This is a genomic window from Blautia sp. AF19-13LB (genome assembly GCF_003479105.1).
Classification (GTDB): Bacteria; Bacillota; Clostridia; order Lachnospirales; family Lachnospiraceae; genus Fusicatenibacter; species Fusicatenibacter saccharivorans.
This window is the reverse complement of the sequence record NZ_QUGO01000002.1, coordinates 91,417-110,727: the sequence shown is the minus strand read 5'-3', so window position 1 is coordinate 110,727 and position 19,311 is coordinate 91,417. Positions and strand designations below refer to the sequence as shown.

General features: G+C 49.4%; 15 protein-coding genes. All 15 read left to right on the top strand.

Features of this window, described 5'->3' with window-relative positions; all coding sequences use genetic code 11:
- The first annotated feature begins 52 nt into the window (after positions 1-52).
- The 15 genes from hemW (at position 53) to DWX32_RS02695 (ending at position 19,236) form a co-directional block, all read left to right on the top strand.
- The gene (hemW, locus tag DWX32_RS02765) at positions 53-1,186 is read left to right on the top strand and encodes a radical SAM family heme chaperone HemW (protein ID WP_118659220.1); all 1,134 of its coding nucleotides are present in this window, start codon (positions 53-55) and stop codon (positions 1,184-1,186) included.
- Positions 1,187-1,310: 124 nt separating this feature from the next.
- Positions 1,311-4,139 (top strand): excinuclease ABC subunit UvrA, encoded by a 2,829-nt coding sequence (uvrA, locus tag DWX32_RS02760; RefSeq protein ID WP_055218624.1) that lies wholly within the window; start codon positions 1,311-1,313, stop codon positions 4,137-4,139.
- 168 nt (positions 4,140-4,307) lie between these two features.
- Positions 4,308-5,306 carry a rod shape-determining protein gene (locus DWX32_RS02755; protein ID WP_022462222.1) on the top strand — a complete coding sequence of 333 codons (999 nt, stop codon included), beginning with the start codon at positions 4,308-4,310 and terminating at the stop codon, positions 5,304-5,306.
- Positions 5,307-5,312: 6 nt separating this feature from the next.
- Positions 5,313-7,568 (top strand): SF1B family DNA helicase RecD2, encoded by a 2,256-nt coding sequence (gene recD2 / locus DWX32_RS02750; RefSeq protein WP_117509504.1) that lies wholly within the window; start codon positions 5,313-5,315, stop codon positions 7,566-7,568.
- Positions 7,569-7,634: 66 nt separating this feature from the next.
- Positions 7,635-8,354: a ComF family protein gene (locus DWX32_RS02745; protein ID WP_158579544.1), complete on the top strand. Its 720-nt coding sequence runs from the start codon at positions 7,635-7,637 to the stop codon at positions 8,352-8,354.
- Positions 8,355-8,443: 89 nt separating this feature from the next.
- Positions 8,444-8,875 (top strand): hypothetical protein, encoded by a 432-nt coding sequence (locus tag DWX32_RS02740; protein ID WP_117509502.1) that lies wholly within the window; start codon positions 8,444-8,446, stop codon positions 8,873-8,875.
- Positions 8,872-10,050: a hypothetical protein gene (locus DWX32_RS02735; RefSeq protein WP_118639982.1), complete on the top strand. Its 1,179-nt coding sequence runs from the start codon at positions 8,872-8,874 to the stop codon at positions 10,048-10,050. Before DWX32_RS02740 ends, DWX32_RS02735 begins: the two co-directional genes overlap by 4 nt.
- Positions 10,051-10,106: 56 nt before the next feature.
- On the top strand, positions 10,107-10,994 hold the full coding sequence (gene cdaA, locus DWX32_RS02730) for a diadenylate cyclase CdaA (protein WP_330421807.1): 888 nt from the start codon (positions 10,107-10,109) through the stop codon (positions 10,992-10,994).
- A complete protein-coding gene (locus tag DWX32_RS02725; RefSeq protein ID WP_158554979.1) occupies positions 10,991-12,307 on the top strand; it encodes a CdaR family protein in 1,317 nt (438 codons plus the stop codon). Before cdaA ends, DWX32_RS02725 begins: the two co-directional genes overlap by 4 nt.
- A gap of 11 nt (positions 12,308-12,318) precedes the next feature.
- Positions 12,319-12,591, top strand: a complete 273-nt coding sequence (locus DWX32_RS02720; RefSeq protein ID WP_022462230.1) for an HPr family phosphocarrier protein — start codon at positions 12,319-12,321, stop codon at positions 12,589-12,591.
- Between the two features lie 12 nt (positions 12,592-12,603).
- Complete coding sequence (glf, locus tag DWX32_RS02715; RefSeq protein ID WP_118659217.1) at positions 12,604-13,704, top strand: UDP-galactopyranose mutase; 1,101 nt, start codon at positions 12,604-12,606, stop codon at positions 13,702-13,704.
- 128 nt (positions 13,705-13,832) lie between these two features.
- Positions 13,833-14,933: an LCP family protein gene (locus DWX32_RS02710; protein ID WP_158579543.1), complete on the top strand. Its 1,101-nt coding sequence runs from the start codon at positions 13,833-13,835 to the stop codon at positions 14,931-14,933.
- 191 nt (positions 14,934-15,124) lie between these two features.
- Entirely contained in the window at positions 15,125-17,734 is a 2,610-nt protein-coding gene (locus DWX32_RS02705) for a L,D-transpeptidase family protein (protein WP_118659215.1), read from the top strand.
- Positions 17,735-17,845: 111 nt separating this feature from the next.
- A complete protein-coding gene (gene larE / locus DWX32_RS02700) occupies positions 17,846-18,727 on the top strand; it encodes an ATP-dependent sacrificial sulfur transferase LarE (RefSeq protein WP_330410110.1) in 882 nt (293 codons plus the stop codon).
- Positions 18,724-19,236, top strand: coding sequence for a dihydrofolate reductase (locus DWX32_RS02695; RefSeq protein WP_118659214.1), 513 nt, complete (start codon positions 18,724-18,726; stop codon positions 19,234-19,236). Before larE ends, DWX32_RS02695 begins: the two co-directional genes overlap by 4 nt.
- Positions 19,237-19,311 lie beyond the last annotated feature (75 nt).

The following is a 19,311-nucleotide window of genomic DNA, read 5'->3' as shown; positions in this document are numbered from 1 at the left end:
CTGTTGCGGGAGCGCAGGGGCCGGTCTTTCGATCGTACGGAGGAAAAGCAGAATGAATAAAAAAAGAAAACCACTGGAACTCTATGTGCATATCCCGTTCTGCATCCGGAAATGCGCCTACTGTGATTTTGTCTCGGGACCGGGCACGAAAGCAATGCAGAAGGAGTATGAAGAGGCTCTGCTGGCAGAAATCGATGCAGCGGAAGAGACGGCAGAAAGTGAAGTGATTTCCGCCTTTTTCGGCGGCGGAACACCATCCGCAGTGGATGCCGGAATGCTCGCCCGTGTGATGGAAAAACTGCGGAGCAAGTACATTTTTTCAGAGGATGCTGAGATTACGCTGGAGGCCAATCCGGGAACGCTGGATGCGGAAAAACTGAAATGTTACAGGAAGAGCGGCTTCAACCGGATCAGTATCGGCTGTCAGTCGGTTCACGATGAGGAGCTGAAACGGCTGGGAAGAATCCACACGTTTGCGGAATTTCAGGAGAGTTTTGCACTGGCACGGGATGCCGGGTTTGCGAATATCAACGTGGATCTGATGTCAGGTCTGCCGGAGCAGAGTGAAAAGAAATGGGAAGAGAGTCTTCGGACGATCGCGGAGCTTTCTCCGGAGCACATTTCCGCCTACAGCCTGATCGTGGAGCCGGGAACCCCGTTTGCGGAGCAGAAACTGGATCTGCCGGATGAGGACACAGAACGCGAAATGTATGCCAGAACGGCGGAAATCCTCGCAGAATACGGCTTTTTCCAGTATGAGATTTCCAATTATGCAAAGCCGGGCTTCGCATGCCGCCACAATATCGGCTACTGGAAAAGGACGGATTATCTGGGGTTCGGGCCTTCCGCGGCATCGTTATTCGGAAACCGCCGGTGGACGAACACGGCAGATCGATCTTTGTATCTGAAAGCGTGCGGAGCACTGGAAAAGATCCGTGAGGATGAGGAAATTCTTTCCCGGCAGGATGCCATGGAAGAATTTATGTTTCTCGGCCTTCGAATGACACAAGGGATCTCGACGGCGGAGTTTGAGGAGCAGTTTGGAAAGGAGATCCATGCCGTATACGGCGGGGTTCTGAAGAAATACGAAGCGATGCATCTTTTACAGGAACACAGCGGGCGTCTGGCTCTGACACGCGATGGGATTTCCGTCAGCAATGTGATTCTGGCAGATTTTCTGCTGTAAAAAGATGATAAAGAAATAGAACAAATGTTTGCATAACGCACGGCGGTGTGCTATAATGGGAGAAAACGAGACAAGATTCCTGTCCCTGTCCGGACAGGGATTCCAATTAATAAGAGGAACAGTTATGGCAGAGAAAAAAGAGTTTATCAGAATACGGGGAGCCAGGGAGAACAACCTGAAAGCACTGAATGTCGATATCCCCAGAAACCAGTTTGTTGTATTTACGGGCCTCAGCGGTTCAGGAAAGAGTTCGCTTGCGTTTGACACGATCTATGCGGAGGGCCAGCGGCGGTACATGGAGAGCCTTTCCTCCTACGCGCGCCAGTTCTTAGGACAGATGGAAAAACCGAATGTGGACAGCATCGAAGGCCTGCCGCCTGCTATTTCGATCGATCAGAAATCGACGAACCGGAACCCGCGTTCCACCGTCGGAACCGTGACGGAGATTTACGATTACTTCCGTCTTCTGTACGCGAGAATCGGTATTCCGCACTGTCCGAAGTGCGGAAAAGTCATCAGCCGCCAGTCGGTGGACCAGATGGTCGATCAGATCATGGCACTCCCGGAGCGGACGAAAATCCAGCTTCTCGCGCCGGTTGTGCGCGGCCGCAAGGGAAGACACGAAAAGGTGCTCGAACAGGCAAAACGCAGCGGCTATGTCCGCGTGATGATCGACGGCAGCCAGTATGAGCTGTCCGAGGAGATCACGCTGGATAAGAACCTGAAACACAACATTTCTATTATTGTGGACCGTCTTGTAGTCAAACCGGACATTGAGAAACGTCTGACGGATTCCGTCGAGAACGTACTGGATCTGGCGGACGGCCTTCTGGTGGTCGACACGATGGACGGAAATCAGCTCAACTTCAGCCAGAGCTTTTCCTGCCCGGACTGCGGCATCAGCATGGAGGAGATTGAGCCGAGAAGCTTTTCCTTCAACAACCCGTTCGGCGCCTGCCCGAGCTGTGCCGGCCTTGGCTACAAGATGGAATTCGACGAGGATCTGATGATTCCGGACAAGACCGTATCCATCGCAGACGGAGCCATCACCGTGCTCGGCTGGCAGTCCTGCACGGACAAATCGAGCTATACGAGAGCCGTTCTCGATGCGCTGGCAGAGGAGTACGATTTTTCCCTTTCCACTCCGTTCTGTGAATATCCGAAAAAAATCCACGATATCCTGATTTACGGAACGAACGGAAAATCCGTCAAGGTGCATTACCGCGGTCAGCGCGGCGTCGGTGTGTACGATGTGGCTTTTGAGGGGCTGATCAAAAATGTAGAGCGCCGCTACCGTGAGACCGGATCGGATTCTACAAAACAGGAATACGAAACCTTCATGCGTGTGACCCCGTGCCAGGCGTGCCATGGCCAGCGTCTGAAACCGACGTCGCTTGGTGTGACGGTCGGAGATAAAAATATTTTTGAAGTAACATCCCTTTCCATCGACAATCTGCAGAAGTTTATGCAGAACCTCGAACTCTCCGAACAGCAGCTGCTGATCGGAAAGCAGATTTTAAAAGAGATCCGTGCGCGTGTGAGCTTCCTTGCGGATGTCGGATTAAACTATCTGACCCTGGCGCGCGGAACGGCATCGCTGTCCGGCGGTGAGGCGCAGAGAATCCGTCTGGCAACGCAGATCGGCTCCGGCCTTGTCGGTGTCGCCTATATTCTCGACGAGCCGAGCATCGGTCTTCACCAGAGAGACAACGACAAACTTCTCGCGACGCTGAAACATCTGCGTGACCTCGGAAACAGCCTGATCGTCGTGGAGCACGACGAGGATACGATGCGCGCCGCTGACTGCGTTGTCGATATCGGTCCGGGAGCCGGTGAGCACGGCGGAGAGCTGGTGGCGATCGGAACGGCGGAAGATCTGATGAAAAATCCGAATTCCATCACCGGAAAATACTTAAGCGGAGAGCTGAAAATTCCGGTTCCGTCTGAGCGCAGAAAGCCGACGGGCTGGCTGAAGGTAGTCGGAGCAAAAGAGCACAATCTGAAAAATATCAACGTGAATTTCCCGCTCGGTGTCATGACCTGCGTGACTGGAGTCTCCGGATCGGGAAAGAGTTCCCTTGTCAATGAAATTCTGTACAAACGGCTGGCAAGAGATCTGAACCGTGCGCGGACGATTCCGGGTGCACACAAAGACATCATCGGTATGGAACAGCTCGATAAGGTCATCGACATCGACCAGTCCCCGATCGGAAGAACACCGCGTTCCAATCCGGCAACGTACACAGGTCTGTTCGATCAGATCCGCGACCTGTTTGCGGCAACGCAGGATGCCAAGGCGCGCGGCTACAAGAAGGGAAGATTCAGCTTTAATGTGAAGGGCGGCCGATGTGAGGCCTGCGGCGGCGACGGTATCCTGAAGATCGAAATGCACTTCCTGCCGGATGTCTATGTGCCGTGTGAGGTCTGCCATGGAAAACGGTACAACCGTGAGACACTGGAAGTCAAATACAAAGGAAAGAGCATCTACGATGTGCTGAATATGACGGTCGAGGAGGCACTGGAATTCTTCAGGCCGGTACCGTCGATTTTCCGGAAATTACAGACCCTGTACGATGTCGGCCTTTCCTACATCCGCCTCGGCCAGCCGTCCACCACGCTGTCCGGCGGAGAAGCGCAGCGTATCAAGCTCGCAGCAGAGCTGAGCCGCCGCGGCACGGGAAAAACGATCTACATTCTCGACGAGCCGACGACGGGACTTCATTTTGCGGATGTCCACAAACTGGTGGAGATTCTGCACCGCCTGTCCGAGGGCGGAAATACCGTCGTTGTTATCGAACACAATCTGGATGTCATCAAGACGGCGGACTATATTATTGATATCGGACCGGAGGGCGGAGACGGCGGCGGAACCGTGATTGCGTGCGGAACGCCGGAGGAAGTGGCCAAGAGCCCGGTATCCTACACCGGAAAATATGTCGAAAAATATCTCTAAAAAATCCTTTCCATTTTAAAAGGGATTGTATATAATAAGAAGCGGGTTGGGTTCAGAACACATTCGATCCTTTTGTGTTTCGGGTGTTTTGAACCCGAACTTATTCTATACAAATTTCAAACAGATTAAAATAAAGAAAAATAAAAGAGAACAGGAAAGGGGATTACTATGGCTGCAACGACCGATATCGGAATTGATCTGGGGACGTCCAGCATCCTGGTCTATGCCAAGGGAAAAGGCATTGTATTAAAGGAGCCGTCCGTAGTTGCGTATGATAAAGATGCAGATAAAGTACGGGCAATTGGAGAAGAAGCGCGTCAGATGATTGGACGGACACCGGGCAATATTATGGCGGTCCGGCCCATGCGGCAGGGCGTGATCACGGACTTTCTGATCACCGAGCGCATGCTGCGCTACTTTATCCAGAAGGCAATGGGAAGAAGAGCATTCCGGAAACCGAGAATCAGCATCTGTGTGCCGTCCGGTGTGACGGAAGTAGAGCGGAAGGCTGTGGAGGAGGCAACGTACCAGGCGGGAGCCCGGGAAGTGCTGATCGTGCCGGAGCCGGTGGCAGCGGCAATCGGATCCGGAATTGACATTACGAAACCATGCGGAAATATGATCGTGGACATCGGCGGAGGCACGACGGATATCGCTGTGATCTCGCTTGCGGGAACCGTTGTTTCCAATTCGGTCAAGATTTCCAGTGAGACATTTGACCAGGATATCATCCGCTATGTACGGAAAACATACAACGTATTTATCGGAGAACAGACCGCAGAGGCAGTGAAAATCCGGATTGGTTCCGCTTATCCGCGGGCCGAGGAGAAAACGATGGAGATCAAGGGAAGAAACGTCATCACCGGACTTCCGGCGACGATTACGGTTTCCTCCGACGAAATCCGAGGTGCCCTTGCCCAGACGACAAACCAGATTGCGGACGCGATCTGTGCCGTACTGGAAAAAACGCCGCCGGAACTGGCATCCGATGTTTCCGACCGCGGCATTATCCTGACCGGAGGCGGCAGTCTCCTTGACGGAATGGACGAGCTGATCCAGGAGCGGACCGGCATCAATACCGTGACAGCAGAAAATCCGGCGAGCGTCGTTGCGCTTGGAACCGGCCAGTACCGCGAAGTGATGAATGAATTTGAAAGCCAGTTTTGATAAAAGATGAGTGAAAAAGAAAAAGTAGAAGGCTACGTAGAACACATTATTTTCCGAAATGAGGAGAACGGCTATACCGTCCTGAATCTGAGCATGAAGGGGCGCGAGCTGACATGCGTCGGCACGCTTCCGATGATCGGAGAGGGCGAGCTGATCGAGGCTTCCGGAGATTATATTGAACATGCTGCCTATGGAAAGCAGTTCCGCATTGAATCCTATGAGACGAAAGTTCCACAGGATTCTGTTGCATTGGAGCGGTATCTCGGTTCCGGTGCGATCAAAGGAGTTGGTGCGGCGCTGGCGGCAAGAATTGTGCGCCGCTTCGGTGACGATACGCTTCGGATCATCGAGGAAGAGCCGGAGCGCCTCGCGGAGGTAAAGGGAATCAGCGAGCGGAAAGCGCGTGAAATTGCACAGCAGGTGGCAGAAAAAGCCGAAATGCAGAATGCGATGATTTTCCTCTCGGGATATGGCATTGCACTGAATCTCGGTGCAAAGATTTATCAGCAGTACGGGGACAATGTGTACCGGATTTTAAAGGAAAACCCGTATAAAATGGCGGAAGATATCGCAGGCGTGGGATTTCGGACGGCGGATGAGATTGCCGGAAAAATCGGGATTGCCGTGGACAGCGAATTCCGCATCAAGAGCGGTCTTTCGTATGTGCTGAATCAGGCGACGGCAGAAGGCCATGTCTATCTGCCGGAACCGGTGCTGCTTCGGAGAGGGCAGGAACTTCTCGGCGTAGAACCGGAGCGGATGCAGAAATCTCTGCAGGATATGGCAATCGACAAAAAAGCGGTCATCCGCGAGCTCCCGGCCGAACGGGAAGGGGATGAGCCGCTGCGGATTGTGTACGCCAGCCAGTATTATTATCTGGAACTGAGTACGGCGCGCATGCTGCATGAGCTGAATATTACATGCGAGGAAGACCGTGAGGCAATCGAAAAGCGGATCGGAAAGATCGAGAAAAAATATCAGATCGAGCTGGATGAGATGCAGAAGACGGCAGTCGTTGAGGCGGCATACAGCGGTCTTATGATCCTGACCGGAGGTCCCGGAACCGGAAAAACGACGACCATCAATGCGATGATCCATTATTTTGAGGCAGAAGGCCTCGACATTTTCCTGGCAGCGCCGACCGGAAGAGCGGCGAAACGAATGACAGAGGCAACTGGCTGTGAGGCATGCACGATCCATCGTCTTCTGGAACTGACGGGAAATGTGGATGACTCCTCGGCAAATGTGCATTTTGAGCGGAACGCAGATAATCCGCTCGACGCGGATGTCATCATCATTGATGAGATGTCGATGGTTGATATCCACCTGATGCATGCCCTTCTTTCCGCGATTGTGCCGGGAACAAGGCTGATCCTGGTGGGAGACCAGAACCAGCTTCCAAGTGTCGGCCCGGGCAGTGTCCTCCGGGATCTGATCCGTTCGGAATGCTTTCCGATTGTCTGCCTGACGCACATTTTCCGGCAGGCATCCCAGAGCGATATTGTTGTCAATGCACATAAGATCCATAATGGGGAAGAGGTTATACTGGACAATAAGAGCAAAGATTTCTTCTTTTTGAAACGGTACGATGTCAACGTGATCTGGAAAGTGCTGGTGACGCTGGTGTCCCAGAAACTGCCGCGTTATGTGGATGCCCGCCCGCAGGATATCCAGATTCTGACTCCGATGCGGAAAGGTGCACTCGGCGTGGAAAATCTGAATCAGATTCTGCAGAAATACCTGAACCCGCCCGCACCGGACAAAGCCGAGCGGGAAAATGGAGGTAATATCCTCCGCGAGGGCGACAAGGTCATGCAGATCCGCAACAATTACCAGATGGAGTGGGAAATCCGCGGCATCAACGGAATCGTGGCGGAGCGCGGTATGGGTGTATTCAACGGAGACCTCGGCATGATCCGGAGCATCAACCCGTATACCGAGGTGATCACCGTGGAGTTTGAGGAAGGAAAATTCGCAGACTATACGTTCAAACAGGCGGACGAGCTGGAGCTCGCCTACGCCACAACGATACATAAAGCGCAGGGAAGCGAGTACCCGGCGGTTGTGATTCCGCTGCTCGGCGGCCCGCGCATGCTGATGACGCGGAATCTTCTGTATACGGCCGTGACGAGAGCCAGAAAGTGCGTCACCATCGTCGGAAGTGATGTGACATTCCAGGCAATGATCGGAAATCATATCGAGGCGAACCGGTATACAACGCTCGCCAGAAGAATCTGGGAAATGCAGGAAGAAAACGCGTAAACACGTTTTTCCGGGGCATGGATGCGGCTGCATCCGGCAGAGTGGATAAGGGAAAGCGCAGGTTACATGAAAGAAAAAAATAAAACAGGAAACTGGCTTTTAAACGCAGTTTATCCGAGACGATGTCCCATCTGTGACGGACTGCTGTCACGTGAAGAGCTGTATCTATGCCGGAATTGTGTGGAAAAGATCCATCCGATTCTGGGCGCGCGGTGCAAAAAATGCGGGAAACCCGTGGGCAGTGAGGAAGAGTTCTGCCGGGACTGCAGCAGAATGAGGCACAGCTTCGACCGCGGTTTTGCGCCGTACGGTTACCACGGGGAACTTGAGGCTTCCCTGATGCGGTTCAAATATCATGAACGGCAGGAATACGCTGGATTTTATGCTCACGCGGCGTTTTTCTATGTGGGAAAGCAGATCCAGAGAAGAAATCCGGAGGTGCTCGTTCCGGTGCCGCTTCATCCGGCGAGACAGCGGCAGCGCGGCTACAATCAGGCGGAGGTATTTGCAGAAAAGCTGGCAGAAGAAATGGAACTTCCCATGAATGCCCGCCTGATCCGCCGTGTGAAAAAAACAAAACGCCAGAAAGAGCTTAGTCCCGCCGAGCGGCGGAAAAACCTGGAGGGAGCTTTTGCATTGGCAAAGCCGGGACAGATGAAATACTGCCGGATTCTTCTGGTAGATGACATTTACACAACGGGAAGCACGGTTGATGCCATTGCGTCACTGTTGAAAGTGAATGGAGCAGAACAGGTGGATTTTGTTTGTGCGGCAATTGTAAAATAGTGTGTGAATATTTTGAGAATAGCTTTCCAATATCGGAAACATATGGTAAAATAAACATAATTTAGAACGGGAAGAGGAGACCAAGAGGCATGTTGGACGAAAAAAGGATTCGTCAGATGACAAAACTGGCTTTTTTCGAAAAAAAAGAAGAAAAAAATGCCTTACGAATCGGCCGCTATTTTCGGAGTGATTACATCGGAAAAGAGCTTCTGAAAAATTTTTTTCTGGCTTCCATCGGATACATTCTGGTACTTGCGGTTGCAGTCTTATATCATATTGAATGGTTGGTGGACGAGATAGACACAATCGACCTGCAGTTTGCAGCAGGGTGTCTGATCGCGTCCTATCTGTGTTTTCTGGCAGTCTATTCCATTGCCGTGTATGTGATCAGCACGATCCGTTACCAGGGAGCACAGAAAAAGCTGAAATGGTATGGAAAAGAGCTGGATGACCTGCAGAACATATATGAGGAACAGGAAAAAAGCGGGAAGAAATCCGGGCGCAGGAGGAAGGAAACATGACAGTATTGATCGAACTGAAAGAAAAATTAAAAGAGTTTTACGGCTCCTGCAGCGGAATCGTACTTCCGATTGTGAAATTTCTGCTCGCTCTTGCTGTATTTCGTGGTATTAATTCCAATCTCGGCTATCTGAAGATGCTGAACAGCATGTATGTGGTATTGATTCTGTCACTGATCTGCGCCATCCTGCCATTGAATGGAATGGTTTTCCTTGCAATGCTGGTGATCATCGGCCACTGCTTTGCACTTCACATGGTAGTCGCGGGTCTTGCGGCGCTGGTTCTGCTGGTGCTCTGGTTTCTATATCTTCGCTTTGTGCCGAAGGATGCGCCGGCACTCCTTTTGACACCGCTCGCATTCTGGCTTCACGTGCCATCTGCCGTTCCGGTTGCCTATGGTCTTGCCGGCACGCCGCTCTCTGCATTTTCAGCAGCCTGCGGTGTCGTTGTCTACTATATGTGCGACATGATTCACGGAAAAATGGAGCCGCTGCTTCATGCGGCGGAAGCACCGGAGATCACGGCAGTCGTACAGGAATTTTTCAACGGCCTCTTCCGCAATGAGGAAATGCTGCTGGTTCTGATCGCCTGCGCACTGACCGTACTTCTTGTCAATGCAATCCGCCACAGCAGTGCGGACTATGCATGGCAGATTTCCATTGTGGCAGGTTCGGTTGCCTATGCGGTTATTATGATTGCCGGAAGCCTGGCACTGGATGTACAGATTGCACTCCCGATGGTTCTGATCGGGGCGGCGGCCGGCTGTCTGGTTGGATTTGTTCTGGAGTTTTTCCTGTTCGGTGCAGACTACACCCGGACAGAATACCTGGAATATGATGACGACGATTATTATTACTACGTAAAAGCCGTTCCAAAATTCAATGTGACAAAGGCACAGCGCTGTGTGACTTATATTCGGAATGAAAAGAAAAAAGAACCGGATCTGACAGACGAGGAACTCGATGCTCTGGCAAATCTTGGACATACAGAAGAATCCGGGAACAGCAGGGATCTTGATGAGATCGAGGAAAAAGAAGAAATAGAAGAAATAAACGAAACAGAAGAAATAAACGAAACAGAAGAAATTCAGGAAGAAGAAATTCCGCCGCTGGACGAGGGCGATTATCAGGATGTGGATTATAAGAGCATGCTGGAGGACACCTTAAAGGATCTTTAAAAGAATTTTGAAAATCAGAAGAAAACCGGCCGTGGGAAAAGAAAGGAAGTGACAGTGTGCGTGGCGTGTGGAACTGGATTGTCACAAGAACGGCAGACTACGGGCTGCCAAAACAAATTGAACTGATTGATATTGTGCAGATTCTGCTCATTGCATTTTTCGTCTATCACCTGATCCGCTGGCTGCAGAATACAAAGGCCTATACGCTGATGAAAGGTATTTTTCTGATTGGTGTCTTTGTCATCATTGCAAACGTGCTGAAAATGCAGACGATTCTGTGGCTGTTCGGAAACATCGGCGGGGCGGCGATCACAGCGGTTGTAATTATCTTTCAGCCGGAGCTTCGAAGAGTGGTCGAGCAGATTGGAGAAAAGAATCCGCTGTCTGCCATTTCTTTTGCGAGCGGCCAGGAGGAAAATGAACGGTTCAGTGACAAAACCATCAATGAACTGGTAAGGGCCAGTTTTGAAATGGGAGAAGTAAAGACCGGAGCGCTGATCGTCATCGAAAAGACCATCACCCTGGAGGAATATGAAAAGACCGGAATCCCGATTGACGGCGTTCTGACCAGCCAGCTGCTGATCAATATTTTCGAACACAATACGCCGCTGCACGACGGAGCCGTGATTGTACGGAACAACCGTGTCACGGCAGCAACATGTTACCTGCCGCTGTCCGACAACATGGATCTGAACAAGAATCTTGGAACACGCCACCGTGCAGGTGTCGGCATCAGTGAGGTGACGGATTCCTTTACGATTATTGTCTCCGAGGAAACCGGAAATGTGTCGTATGCTTCCGGCGGAGAACTCCACACGGCAGTAACACCGAGCGACCTTCGGGAGCAGCTTCACAAAATCCAGAAGCTCGCGAAAAAACCGGAAGAGAAGAAAGGATGGTATATCCGTGGAATGCGTCAGAAAGTGGAGGGAGAGAAGAAATGAAAAAGAAAATTCTGAAAAAGCTTCTGAACAATCTCCCTTTGAAAATTCTTTCTATCCTGATTGCCATTGTAATCTGGTACGTTGTGGTCAGTGTGAATGACCCGATTGTGAAAGAGCGCTTTGATGTCCCCGTGCAGGTGACCAATGAAGCCTACATCGCAGCCGGAAAGAAAACATACCAGATTGCGGAGGAATACCAGACGGTCACGGTTACTGTCACGGACAACAACTCGGTTGTCAGCCGGCTGAAAGCATCGGATATCACTGTCACGGCCGATCTGACCCAGATTGTGACGATGGATACAAACCCGGTTTATGTGCCGATCAAGGCAGCGTGCTCCATGGTAAAACAGGAAAAACTGAGCACAGTGACAGCAACGATCCCTGTGGAAATCGAGGATGTGGACAGCGAAAAATTCCCGATCACAATTGACGCAGGAAATACGAAACCGGCAAAAGATTACGAAGTGGGAACGATGACTTCCGATCCGGAGAGCATCACCATTTCCGGCCCGACGTCCCTGATCAATAAGATCAGCAGTGTGGTGGCAAAAGTAGATGTAACCAATATGCGGAATTCCGGAACCGTCACGGCGGATCTGATGATTATTGATAAAAACCAGGATGAGATGCCGGAATCCCAGATGGAATTTTTGAATTTCGACAGCGGCTCCCCGCAGGTGGATGTGGATATTGAACTGTGGCGCCGTGTATCCGGTATTAAGCTGAGTGCACTGTACAGCGGAACTCCGGCAGACGGCTATCAGATTAAAAATATCTATACCACACCGGAGGAAATCACCGTTGCCGGATCCGAGGAGGCACTTGCAAAGCTGGCGGATGAAGGCAATACGATTGAAATTCCGGAAGACTATACCTCCGTTGCAGGACAGCGCTCCGATGTGGAGACGACGGTTGACTTAAGCGATGTTCTCGCCGATGTGACAGATCTGAAAGTATCTTCCAGTTCGTCTGCATCCGTTACCGTTCACGTAACGGTTATGCCGAATGAGAGCAGGGAATTTGAACTTGATGTCGATCAGATCGAGACGGGCAATCTTCAGTCCACTTATACCGTTCTGTATGATCAGACACAGCTTGCAATCCGCATTAAAGCATCGGACAAAAATCTGGCCAAATTAGATACTTCCCAGATCAACGCATCCATAGATCTGAATGGAATGGGTGTCGGGGATTACGAGGTACCGGTAAAAATCACACTGCCGGATGGCTATGAGCTCGTAGACAGTGTCAAGACAACGATTCATATCAAAGAAAAAGCAGTAGCAAATAAAACGACAGGAACAAATTAGGAGGGAAACCAATGGTAAGCGGAAAAGTGACCGTGAAAAATCCAACCGGCCTTCATCTTCGCCCGGCCGGAACCCTGTGCAAACAGGCGATGCAGTTTAAATCATCTATTACATTCCACTACGGAGATGGAAATACAGCAAATGCAAAGAGCGTCTTAAGCGTCCTTGGCGCATGCGTCAAATGCGGAGACGAAATTGAGCTGTTCTGCGAGGGAGAGGACGAGGAGGAAGCTCTGCAGTTCCTTGTCAATTCCATCCGGACGGGACTTGGGGAAGAACTGTAAGGAGAAAGAACAATGAAGAAATATGATTATGTTCTGGTTGGCGCTGGTCTGTATTCCGGAGTGATTGCTTATCTTGCCGGTCAGGCAGGGAAAAGCTGTCTTGTACTGGAACGAAGAGATCATACAGGCGGAAATATTTACTGCGAAGAAATCGAGGGAATTCATGTACACAAGTATGGAGCGCATATTTTCCATACTTCGAATAAAGAGGTGTGGCAGTTTGTCAATTCGCTGGCAGAATTCAACCGTTATACAAACTCGCCGATTGCCAACTACAAAGGCGAAATTTATAATATGCCGTTCAATATGAATACCTTCAGTAAAATGTGGGGAATCCGCACACCGGAAGAGGCGAAAACAATCATCGAAGAGCAGAGAAAAGCTGTTCCGGGAGAGCCGAAAAATCTGGAAGAGCAGGCGATCAAACTGGTTGGAAAAGATATTTATGAAAAGCTGGTTAAGGGTTATACAGAAAAGCAGTGGGGAAGAGATTGCAGTGAGCTGCCGAGCTTTATCATCAAACGGCTTCCGGTGCGCTTTACGTATGACAACAACTATTTCAATGACCTTTATCAGGGAATTCCAATTGGAGGCTATAACGTTCTGACAGAGCGGCTTTTTGAAAAAGCGGATGTACAGATAGGTGTTGATTTTCTGGAAAATAAAGAAAAGTACCTGGCGATGGGTGAGACGGTGATTTACACCGGAGCGATTGATGCGTTTTACGATTATGCACTTGGCAAGCTGGAATACCGTACGGTGCGCTTTGAAACAGAAGTGCTGGATACCGACAATTATCAGGGCGTAGCTGTAGTAAACTACACCGATCGGGAGACACCGTATACGCGTGTGATCGAACACAAGCATTTCGAATTCGGAACCCAGAAAAAGACCGTCATTTCCAGAGAGTATTCCACCGACTGGAAAGAGGGGATGGAGCCGTACTACCCGGTGAATGATGCCAGAAACCAGGAACTTTATCAGAAATATGCCGCACTTGCGGAAAAAGAAGAGAAGATTATCTTTGGCGGAAGACTTGGAGAATACAAGTATTACGATATGGACAAAGTCATTGAGGCTGCACTGAACCAGTGGGAGAAAATGCAGCGGTAGGAAAAAGAACTGCAAACGGAAATCAATCAAAACGGACTGCACACTTGACAGCAGTCCGTTTTTTGACTATATTATAAACGATATCCGGCTGGAAAATACCGGAAAATAAGAAAATGAAAGAGGTCGTTATGAGAAAAGAATATGATGACGAGGATGAAATCCCGGAAAGACGCCATTCCTCAGGAAAGAAAAAGAAGAAATTCGGCTGGGTTAATGTGCTCACCATCCTTCTCGTAGTTGTACTGGTTGTGCTCGTCGGTGTCTATGCTGTAATCAATCACTATTACAGCAAGAGTAACTACGTAAGCGATGATAAAATCACGATCAATAAATCCACAGAGGTTGAGACAGAAAGTACCGGGTTGACTGATGAGGAGACGGATGCCCTGCAGTCTGAGATTTTAAATGAGACACAGGACATTGAACTTCCAAACAACAATAACGTGTACAACATTCTGCTGATCGGTGTTGACCGTCGTGACAAAACGTGGTATGGAAACTCCGATTCTATGATTCTGATGTCCATCAATAAAGATACAAAACAGATCCACATGACATCCTTTATGCGTGACCTGTATGCAAATATCCCGGATGTCGGTGTGAAAAAACTGAATGCAGCCTGCGCATATGGCGGCGGTCCGCTGGTTGTACGAACCATCGAGGACAACTATAAACTGCCGATTGACAATTATGCAAGTGTTGACTTCGATTCCATGATTGACATTATCGATGCCATCGGCGGAATCGAGCTTTCCCCGAGTGATGATGAGGTACGTGTGGCAAACAACTATATCAACGAAATGTGCAAGCTTCGCAATGCAGATGCATCCGCACATCAGTATACGTCAAGCGGCGATCAGCACGTGGACGGTTATCAGGCGGTTGCATATGCACGAATTCGTTACGTCGGAAACTCGGATTATCAGAGAACCGAGCGCCAGAGAGAGGTATTAAGCAAAATGATGCAGGAGATGAAATCTTCCAGCGTAACAGAACTGAGCGCGCTGGCAGATACCATTCTTCCGAGTGTCACCCATAACATCGACCAGTCTACACTGATGACGCTGATCGGCGAGCTGCCGACGATCCTCTCCTATGAGATTGTACAGAGCCGTGTACCATACGATGATCTGTACTCCAGCAAGGGTGAGATGCTTGTTCCGGATTTCTCGGCAACCATTTCCAGACTTCAGACAGAAATCTACGGATCTACTACCGTAAACGAATAAAAAAGAAACAAATGAAAAACCTCCTGTATCCGGCAAGAAAACCGGAGCCGGGAGGTTTTTTCTGCCCGAAAAACCGGAAAAAACCATAAGAAATTTGTAAGGTATTTTACCGGCGGATAACTTGAAATAGATGGAAAAATGTAGTAAGCTATAAATTGTATAAGAGTAAAAAAATGGGAGGATGAATAAGAATGAAAAGAAAGTTTCTGGCCGCAGCCGTACTTGGCGTCATGGTAAGTGTTACACCAGCCGGTGCATATGCAGCTTCTACAGAAACCAGTCCATTACCGGTAAATTCGGAAAGTGATACTGTAGCTCAGGCCGAAGACGAAGAAACGACTCCGGCGCCAACTGAGACCCCAGAGGTTACACCGAGTGAGACTCCGGCTCCAACCGAGGCACCGACCGCAACACCAACCGTAACACCAACTGAGACCCCTTCCGAGACACCGACGCCGAGCGCAACTCCGGCTCCGGAAGTAAGTAATCTGAAGGAAGGCTGGAACAGCGTTGAAAAAGATGGAAAGAAACAGTTTCAGTACGGAGTTCTGGATGAGAATAATAAGGTGGTAGCTGCTACCGGACCAATAGAAATCGACGGCGTCGATTATGCGTTTGACGAAAATGGCTATATGCTGACCGGTGAAGTAGAGCTGACGGATGAAGATGGAAAAACCGGAATCTACTACTTTGAGACAGAAGGGGAAGATCCTGCAAAAGATGAACTTGGTTCGAGACAGCAGGGTATTTGTGAAGGAAAAGTATTTGCACCGGAACTGAAAAAAAATGAACTTGTTACCATCAAATTTGAGGATGGCAGTGTGGATGATTACTATGCCGATGAAGAAGGCTATGCAGTCTGGAGCACAACTCAGAAAGTAGGAGATGTAACATATCTGTTTGGCAATGATGGAACCCGCGTAAAAGAGGCAGGTTTCCAGACTGTTGTTGATGAAAACAATGTAACGCATACCTATTATCTGAATGCAGAAGACAGCACTGTATCTCTTGGAAATCACAATGCGTATCAGCAGGGAGATCGTACGGTAAGCTGGTTGACGGTTGGCTCTAACTGGTACTTAGTGGATGCGGAAACAGGGGAACTTCTTTCAGGATGGCAAAAGGTAGATACAGCAATCTACTATATGAAACCAGCTTCCTTTGATGCAAACGGAAATTTGAAAGATGGAAGTTTCGAGATGGAAACCGGTAATCAGAAAAATAAATCCGGCTGGGCACAGATTGATGGAAAATGGTACAGCTTCTGCAGCTGGGGCGGCGTACGGACAGGCTGGTTCAATTACGATGGAAATAAATATTATCTCCATGAAGACGGTCATATGGAAGACAACGCGCTGAATGTGAACGGAACCATGTATCTCTTCAAGAGCTGGGGCGGCATGTGTGTCAACGATGTTGGAAGCTATAATGGAAATTATTATTACGTTGGTGCTGACGGAGCCGTTTCGACGACAACAGGATGGAAAAAAATTAAAACCAGCACGCAGACAATCTGGTACTGGGCAACTGCAGACGGCGGAAAACTGCTGACGAATTCCTGGCTGGATTACAATGGAAACAGCTATTATCTGAAAGCCGATGGAAAAATGGCTTTTAATGAGTGGCTGGATAACACCTATTACTTCCGCAGCTGGGGTGCGGCCTACAAAAACGCATGGGCAAAAGTCAACAATGTATGGTATTATTTTGACGGAAATGGAAAGAAATATACCAGCGGCTGGCTGACCTACAAAGGAAATAAGTATTATCTGAAATCCGATGGAACCATGCTTGCCAATGAATGGCTCGATGGAAAATACTACTTCAAGAGCTGGGGTGGTATGTATAAAAACGAATGGGGCAAGTCCGGCGATACCTGGTACTGGTTTAATGCAGATGGAACCAAACGGACGCAAAAAGGCTGGTTCCTCTATGATAAAAATTATTATTATCTGGATAAAGATGGAAAAATGCTGACCGGCTGGGTTTACCATGACGGTAACTATTATTACATGAAGAGCTGGGGCGGCATGGCACATGACGAGTGGATTCTTCATGATAAGAACTGGTACTACTTCAAGAGCTGGGGCGGCATGTACCATGATCAGTGGCTGACACTGAACGGTTCTCAGTATTATTTCCGCAGCTGGGGCGGAAGATATCAGAACTGCACCGCTACGATCAATGGAAAACAGTACAAATTCGATGCTTCCGGACGCAGAATCACGGAAGGATGGGAGTACATCGGAAAATACCGCCGTTACCGCAAAGCAGACGGTTCTCTGATGGAGGATGTGACAAGCATCTTCAATCCGTCATCCAAATACATCACAGTAGACAGAACCCGCGGACGTGTCACCATTTACGGCTATAACAGTGCAACCGGTTCTTACGATACCCCGATCAAATCAATGATCTGCTCCGTAGGAAATCCAATCAGTTACACTGCAGCAGGAACATATAAAATCGGCTGGCAGTTGAAAAAGAAGCAAATGAGAGGTGAAGATTATGTGTGCTGGGCACCATATGTATCACAGATTTATGACGCTGTTTACTTCCATGGCGTAGCAAGCAGCACACCGGATCTGAATATGATCTCTGCCGTAGACTTCAATTCCCTGGGATCACCGATGTCACATGGTTGTGTCAGACTGACTGCAATCGATGCAAAATGGATTTATGATAACGTCAGCAGCGGAACAACGGTCCGCATTGGCGACAATCTGGATTATCCGCTGACAAACCCGACCCGTTATACCTGGACAGGCGGTGCTTTCGGAAGCGATCCGACATATCGATAAAAAATAGAACAGGAATACCTGTATGAGAAAATCCATCGGGGCAGCAGTGCCGCCGATGGATTTTCTGATAAGAAGACATCGGCCATTTTACAGGAAAGGAAGACAGATACGATGGAATTACAGGAAAAGAAAAAGAACCGGACAGAACAGAAAACAGATATGCAGAATAAGGAAAAAGCATTGCTTACCCAACTTGACGAGATTGCAAAACAGGATCTCTGTCTGGCATTCTCCGGCGGTGTGGACAGCAGTCTGCTGCTGAAGCTTGTCATGGATGCATCTGCAAAATATGGAACAAAGGTTTATGCAGTAACCTTTCAGACACGGCTGCATCCGCCCTGCGACCTGGAGACAGCGACAAGAGTAGCAAAGGAGGTTGGCGCTGTTCATGAGGTCCTTTTTGTTGATGAGCTGGAGCAGGAGGCAATCCGTTACAATCCGGAAAACCGCTGCTATCTCTGTAAGCACTATCTATTTGGGAAACTTCTGGAATTTGCCCGCGATCACGGTGTCACCCAGGTACTCGACGGAACAAATGAGGATGACCTTCATGTCTACCGGCCGGGGCGAAAAGCGCTGAGAGAATATGGTGTCATCAGCCCGCTTGCAGCGTGTCATGTGACAAAAACAGAGGTAAAAGCACTTGCTGCAAAGTACGGCGTTTCCGTAGCACACCGTCCATCCACTCCATGTATGGCGACACGCCTTCCCTACGGGGCAGAAATTAACTATGACGTTCTGGATCGGATTGCGGACGGCGAAGCATGGCTTCATACGCTGTTCGGTGCGGAAGAGAATCTCCGCCTGCGTGTACATGGCGATGTGGTGCGTCTTGAAATCTCACCGGAGCGTATGGGGGAAGTGCTTGAGAAGAGAGAAGAAATGATTGCATATCTGAAAAAGCTCGGCTTTTCTTACCTGACGATGGATCTGGAAGGGTTCCGTTCCGGCAGTATGGATGAGAAAATAACACAGAAAGAGGAAACAAAATGAAAGCAATTTTAAGTGCGGACCGCAAATGGGGTCTGGGATATCAGGGACGGCTGCTGGTAAGTATTCCGTCTGATCTGCGATTCTTCCGTGAAACTACGATGGGACACGTTGTCGTGATGGGAAGAAAGACACTTGCTACACTCCCGGCAGGGCAGCCCTTAAAAGGCAGAACGAATATTATCTTAAGCCGTGATTCGGAATGGACTGTCCGCGGCGCAACCGTTGTCCACAGTATCAAAGAGCTGATGGAAGTGTTAAAGCCGTATGAGGACGACGATATTTATGTTGCGGGCGGCGGAGAAATTTACCGTCAGCTTCTCCCATACTGTGATACGGCATACGTCACACGAATTGACATGACGTATCAGGCGGATACCTTCTTTGAGGATCTTGACGAATCACCGGATTGGGAGATGGTAGAAGAGGGCGATGAGCAGACCTGCTTTGATATTGAATTTTATTTCACGGAATACCGAAGAAAGAATGAAAAGGCAGAACGCCCGAGATAAGGGTAAGACAGGACGTAAAAAACGGAGAAACCACAGAAAAAGCGGCTTCTCCGTTTTTTTTTATATAGGATACAA

Excerpts from the sequence above, each read along its gene's own strand:
- hemW (WP_118659220.1), top strand. The coding sequence starts at position 53 with ATGAATAAAAAAAGAAAACCACTGGAACTCTATGTGCATATCCCGTTC.
- uvrA (WP_055218624.1), top strand. The coding sequence starts at position 1,311 with ATGGCAGAGAAAAAAGAGTTTATCAGAATACGGGGAGCCAGGGAGAAC.
- DWX32_RS02755 (WP_022462222.1), top strand. The coding sequence starts at position 4,308 with ATGGCTGCAACGACCGATATCGGAATTGATCTGGGGACGTCCAGCATC.
- recD2 (WP_117509504.1), top strand. The coding sequence starts at position 5,313 with ATGAGTGAAAAAGAAAAAGTAGAAGGCTACGTAGAACACATTATTTTC.
- DWX32_RS02745 (WP_158579544.1), top strand. The coding sequence starts at position 7,635 with ATGAAAGAAAAAAATAAAACAGGAAACTGGCTTTTAAACGCAGTTTAT.
- DWX32_RS02740 (WP_117509502.1), top strand. The coding sequence starts at position 8,444 with ATGTTGGACGAAAAAAGGATTCGTCAGATGACAAAACTGGCTTTTTTC.
- DWX32_RS02735 (WP_118639982.1), top strand. The coding sequence starts at position 8,872 with ATGACAGTATTGATCGAACTGAAAGAAAAATTAAAAGAGTTTTACGGC.
- DWX32_RS02725 (WP_158554979.1), top strand. The coding sequence starts at position 10,991 with ATGAAAAAGAAAATTCTGAAAAAGCTTCTGAACAATCTCCCTTTGAAA.
- DWX32_RS02720 (WP_022462230.1), top strand. The coding sequence starts at position 12,319 with ATGGTAAGCGGAAAAGTGACCGTGAAAAATCCAACCGGCCTTCATCTT.
- glf (WP_118659217.1), top strand. The coding sequence starts at position 12,604 with ATGAAGAAATATGATTATGTTCTGGTTGGCGCTGGTCTGTATTCCGGA.
- DWX32_RS02710 (WP_158579543.1), top strand. The coding sequence starts at position 13,833 with ATGAGAAAAGAATATGATGACGAGGATGAAATCCCGGAAAGACGCCAT.
- DWX32_RS02705 (WP_118659215.1), top strand. The coding sequence starts at position 15,125 with ATGAAAAGAAAGTTTCTGGCCGCAGCCGTACTTGGCGTCATGGTAAGT.
- larE (WP_330410110.1), top strand. The coding sequence starts at position 17,846 with ATGGAATTACAGGAAAAGAAAAAGAACCGGACAGAACAGAAAACAGAT.
- DWX32_RS02695 (WP_118659214.1), top strand. The coding sequence starts at position 18,724 with ATGAAAGCAATTTTAAGTGCGGACCGCAAATGGGGTCTGGGATATCAG.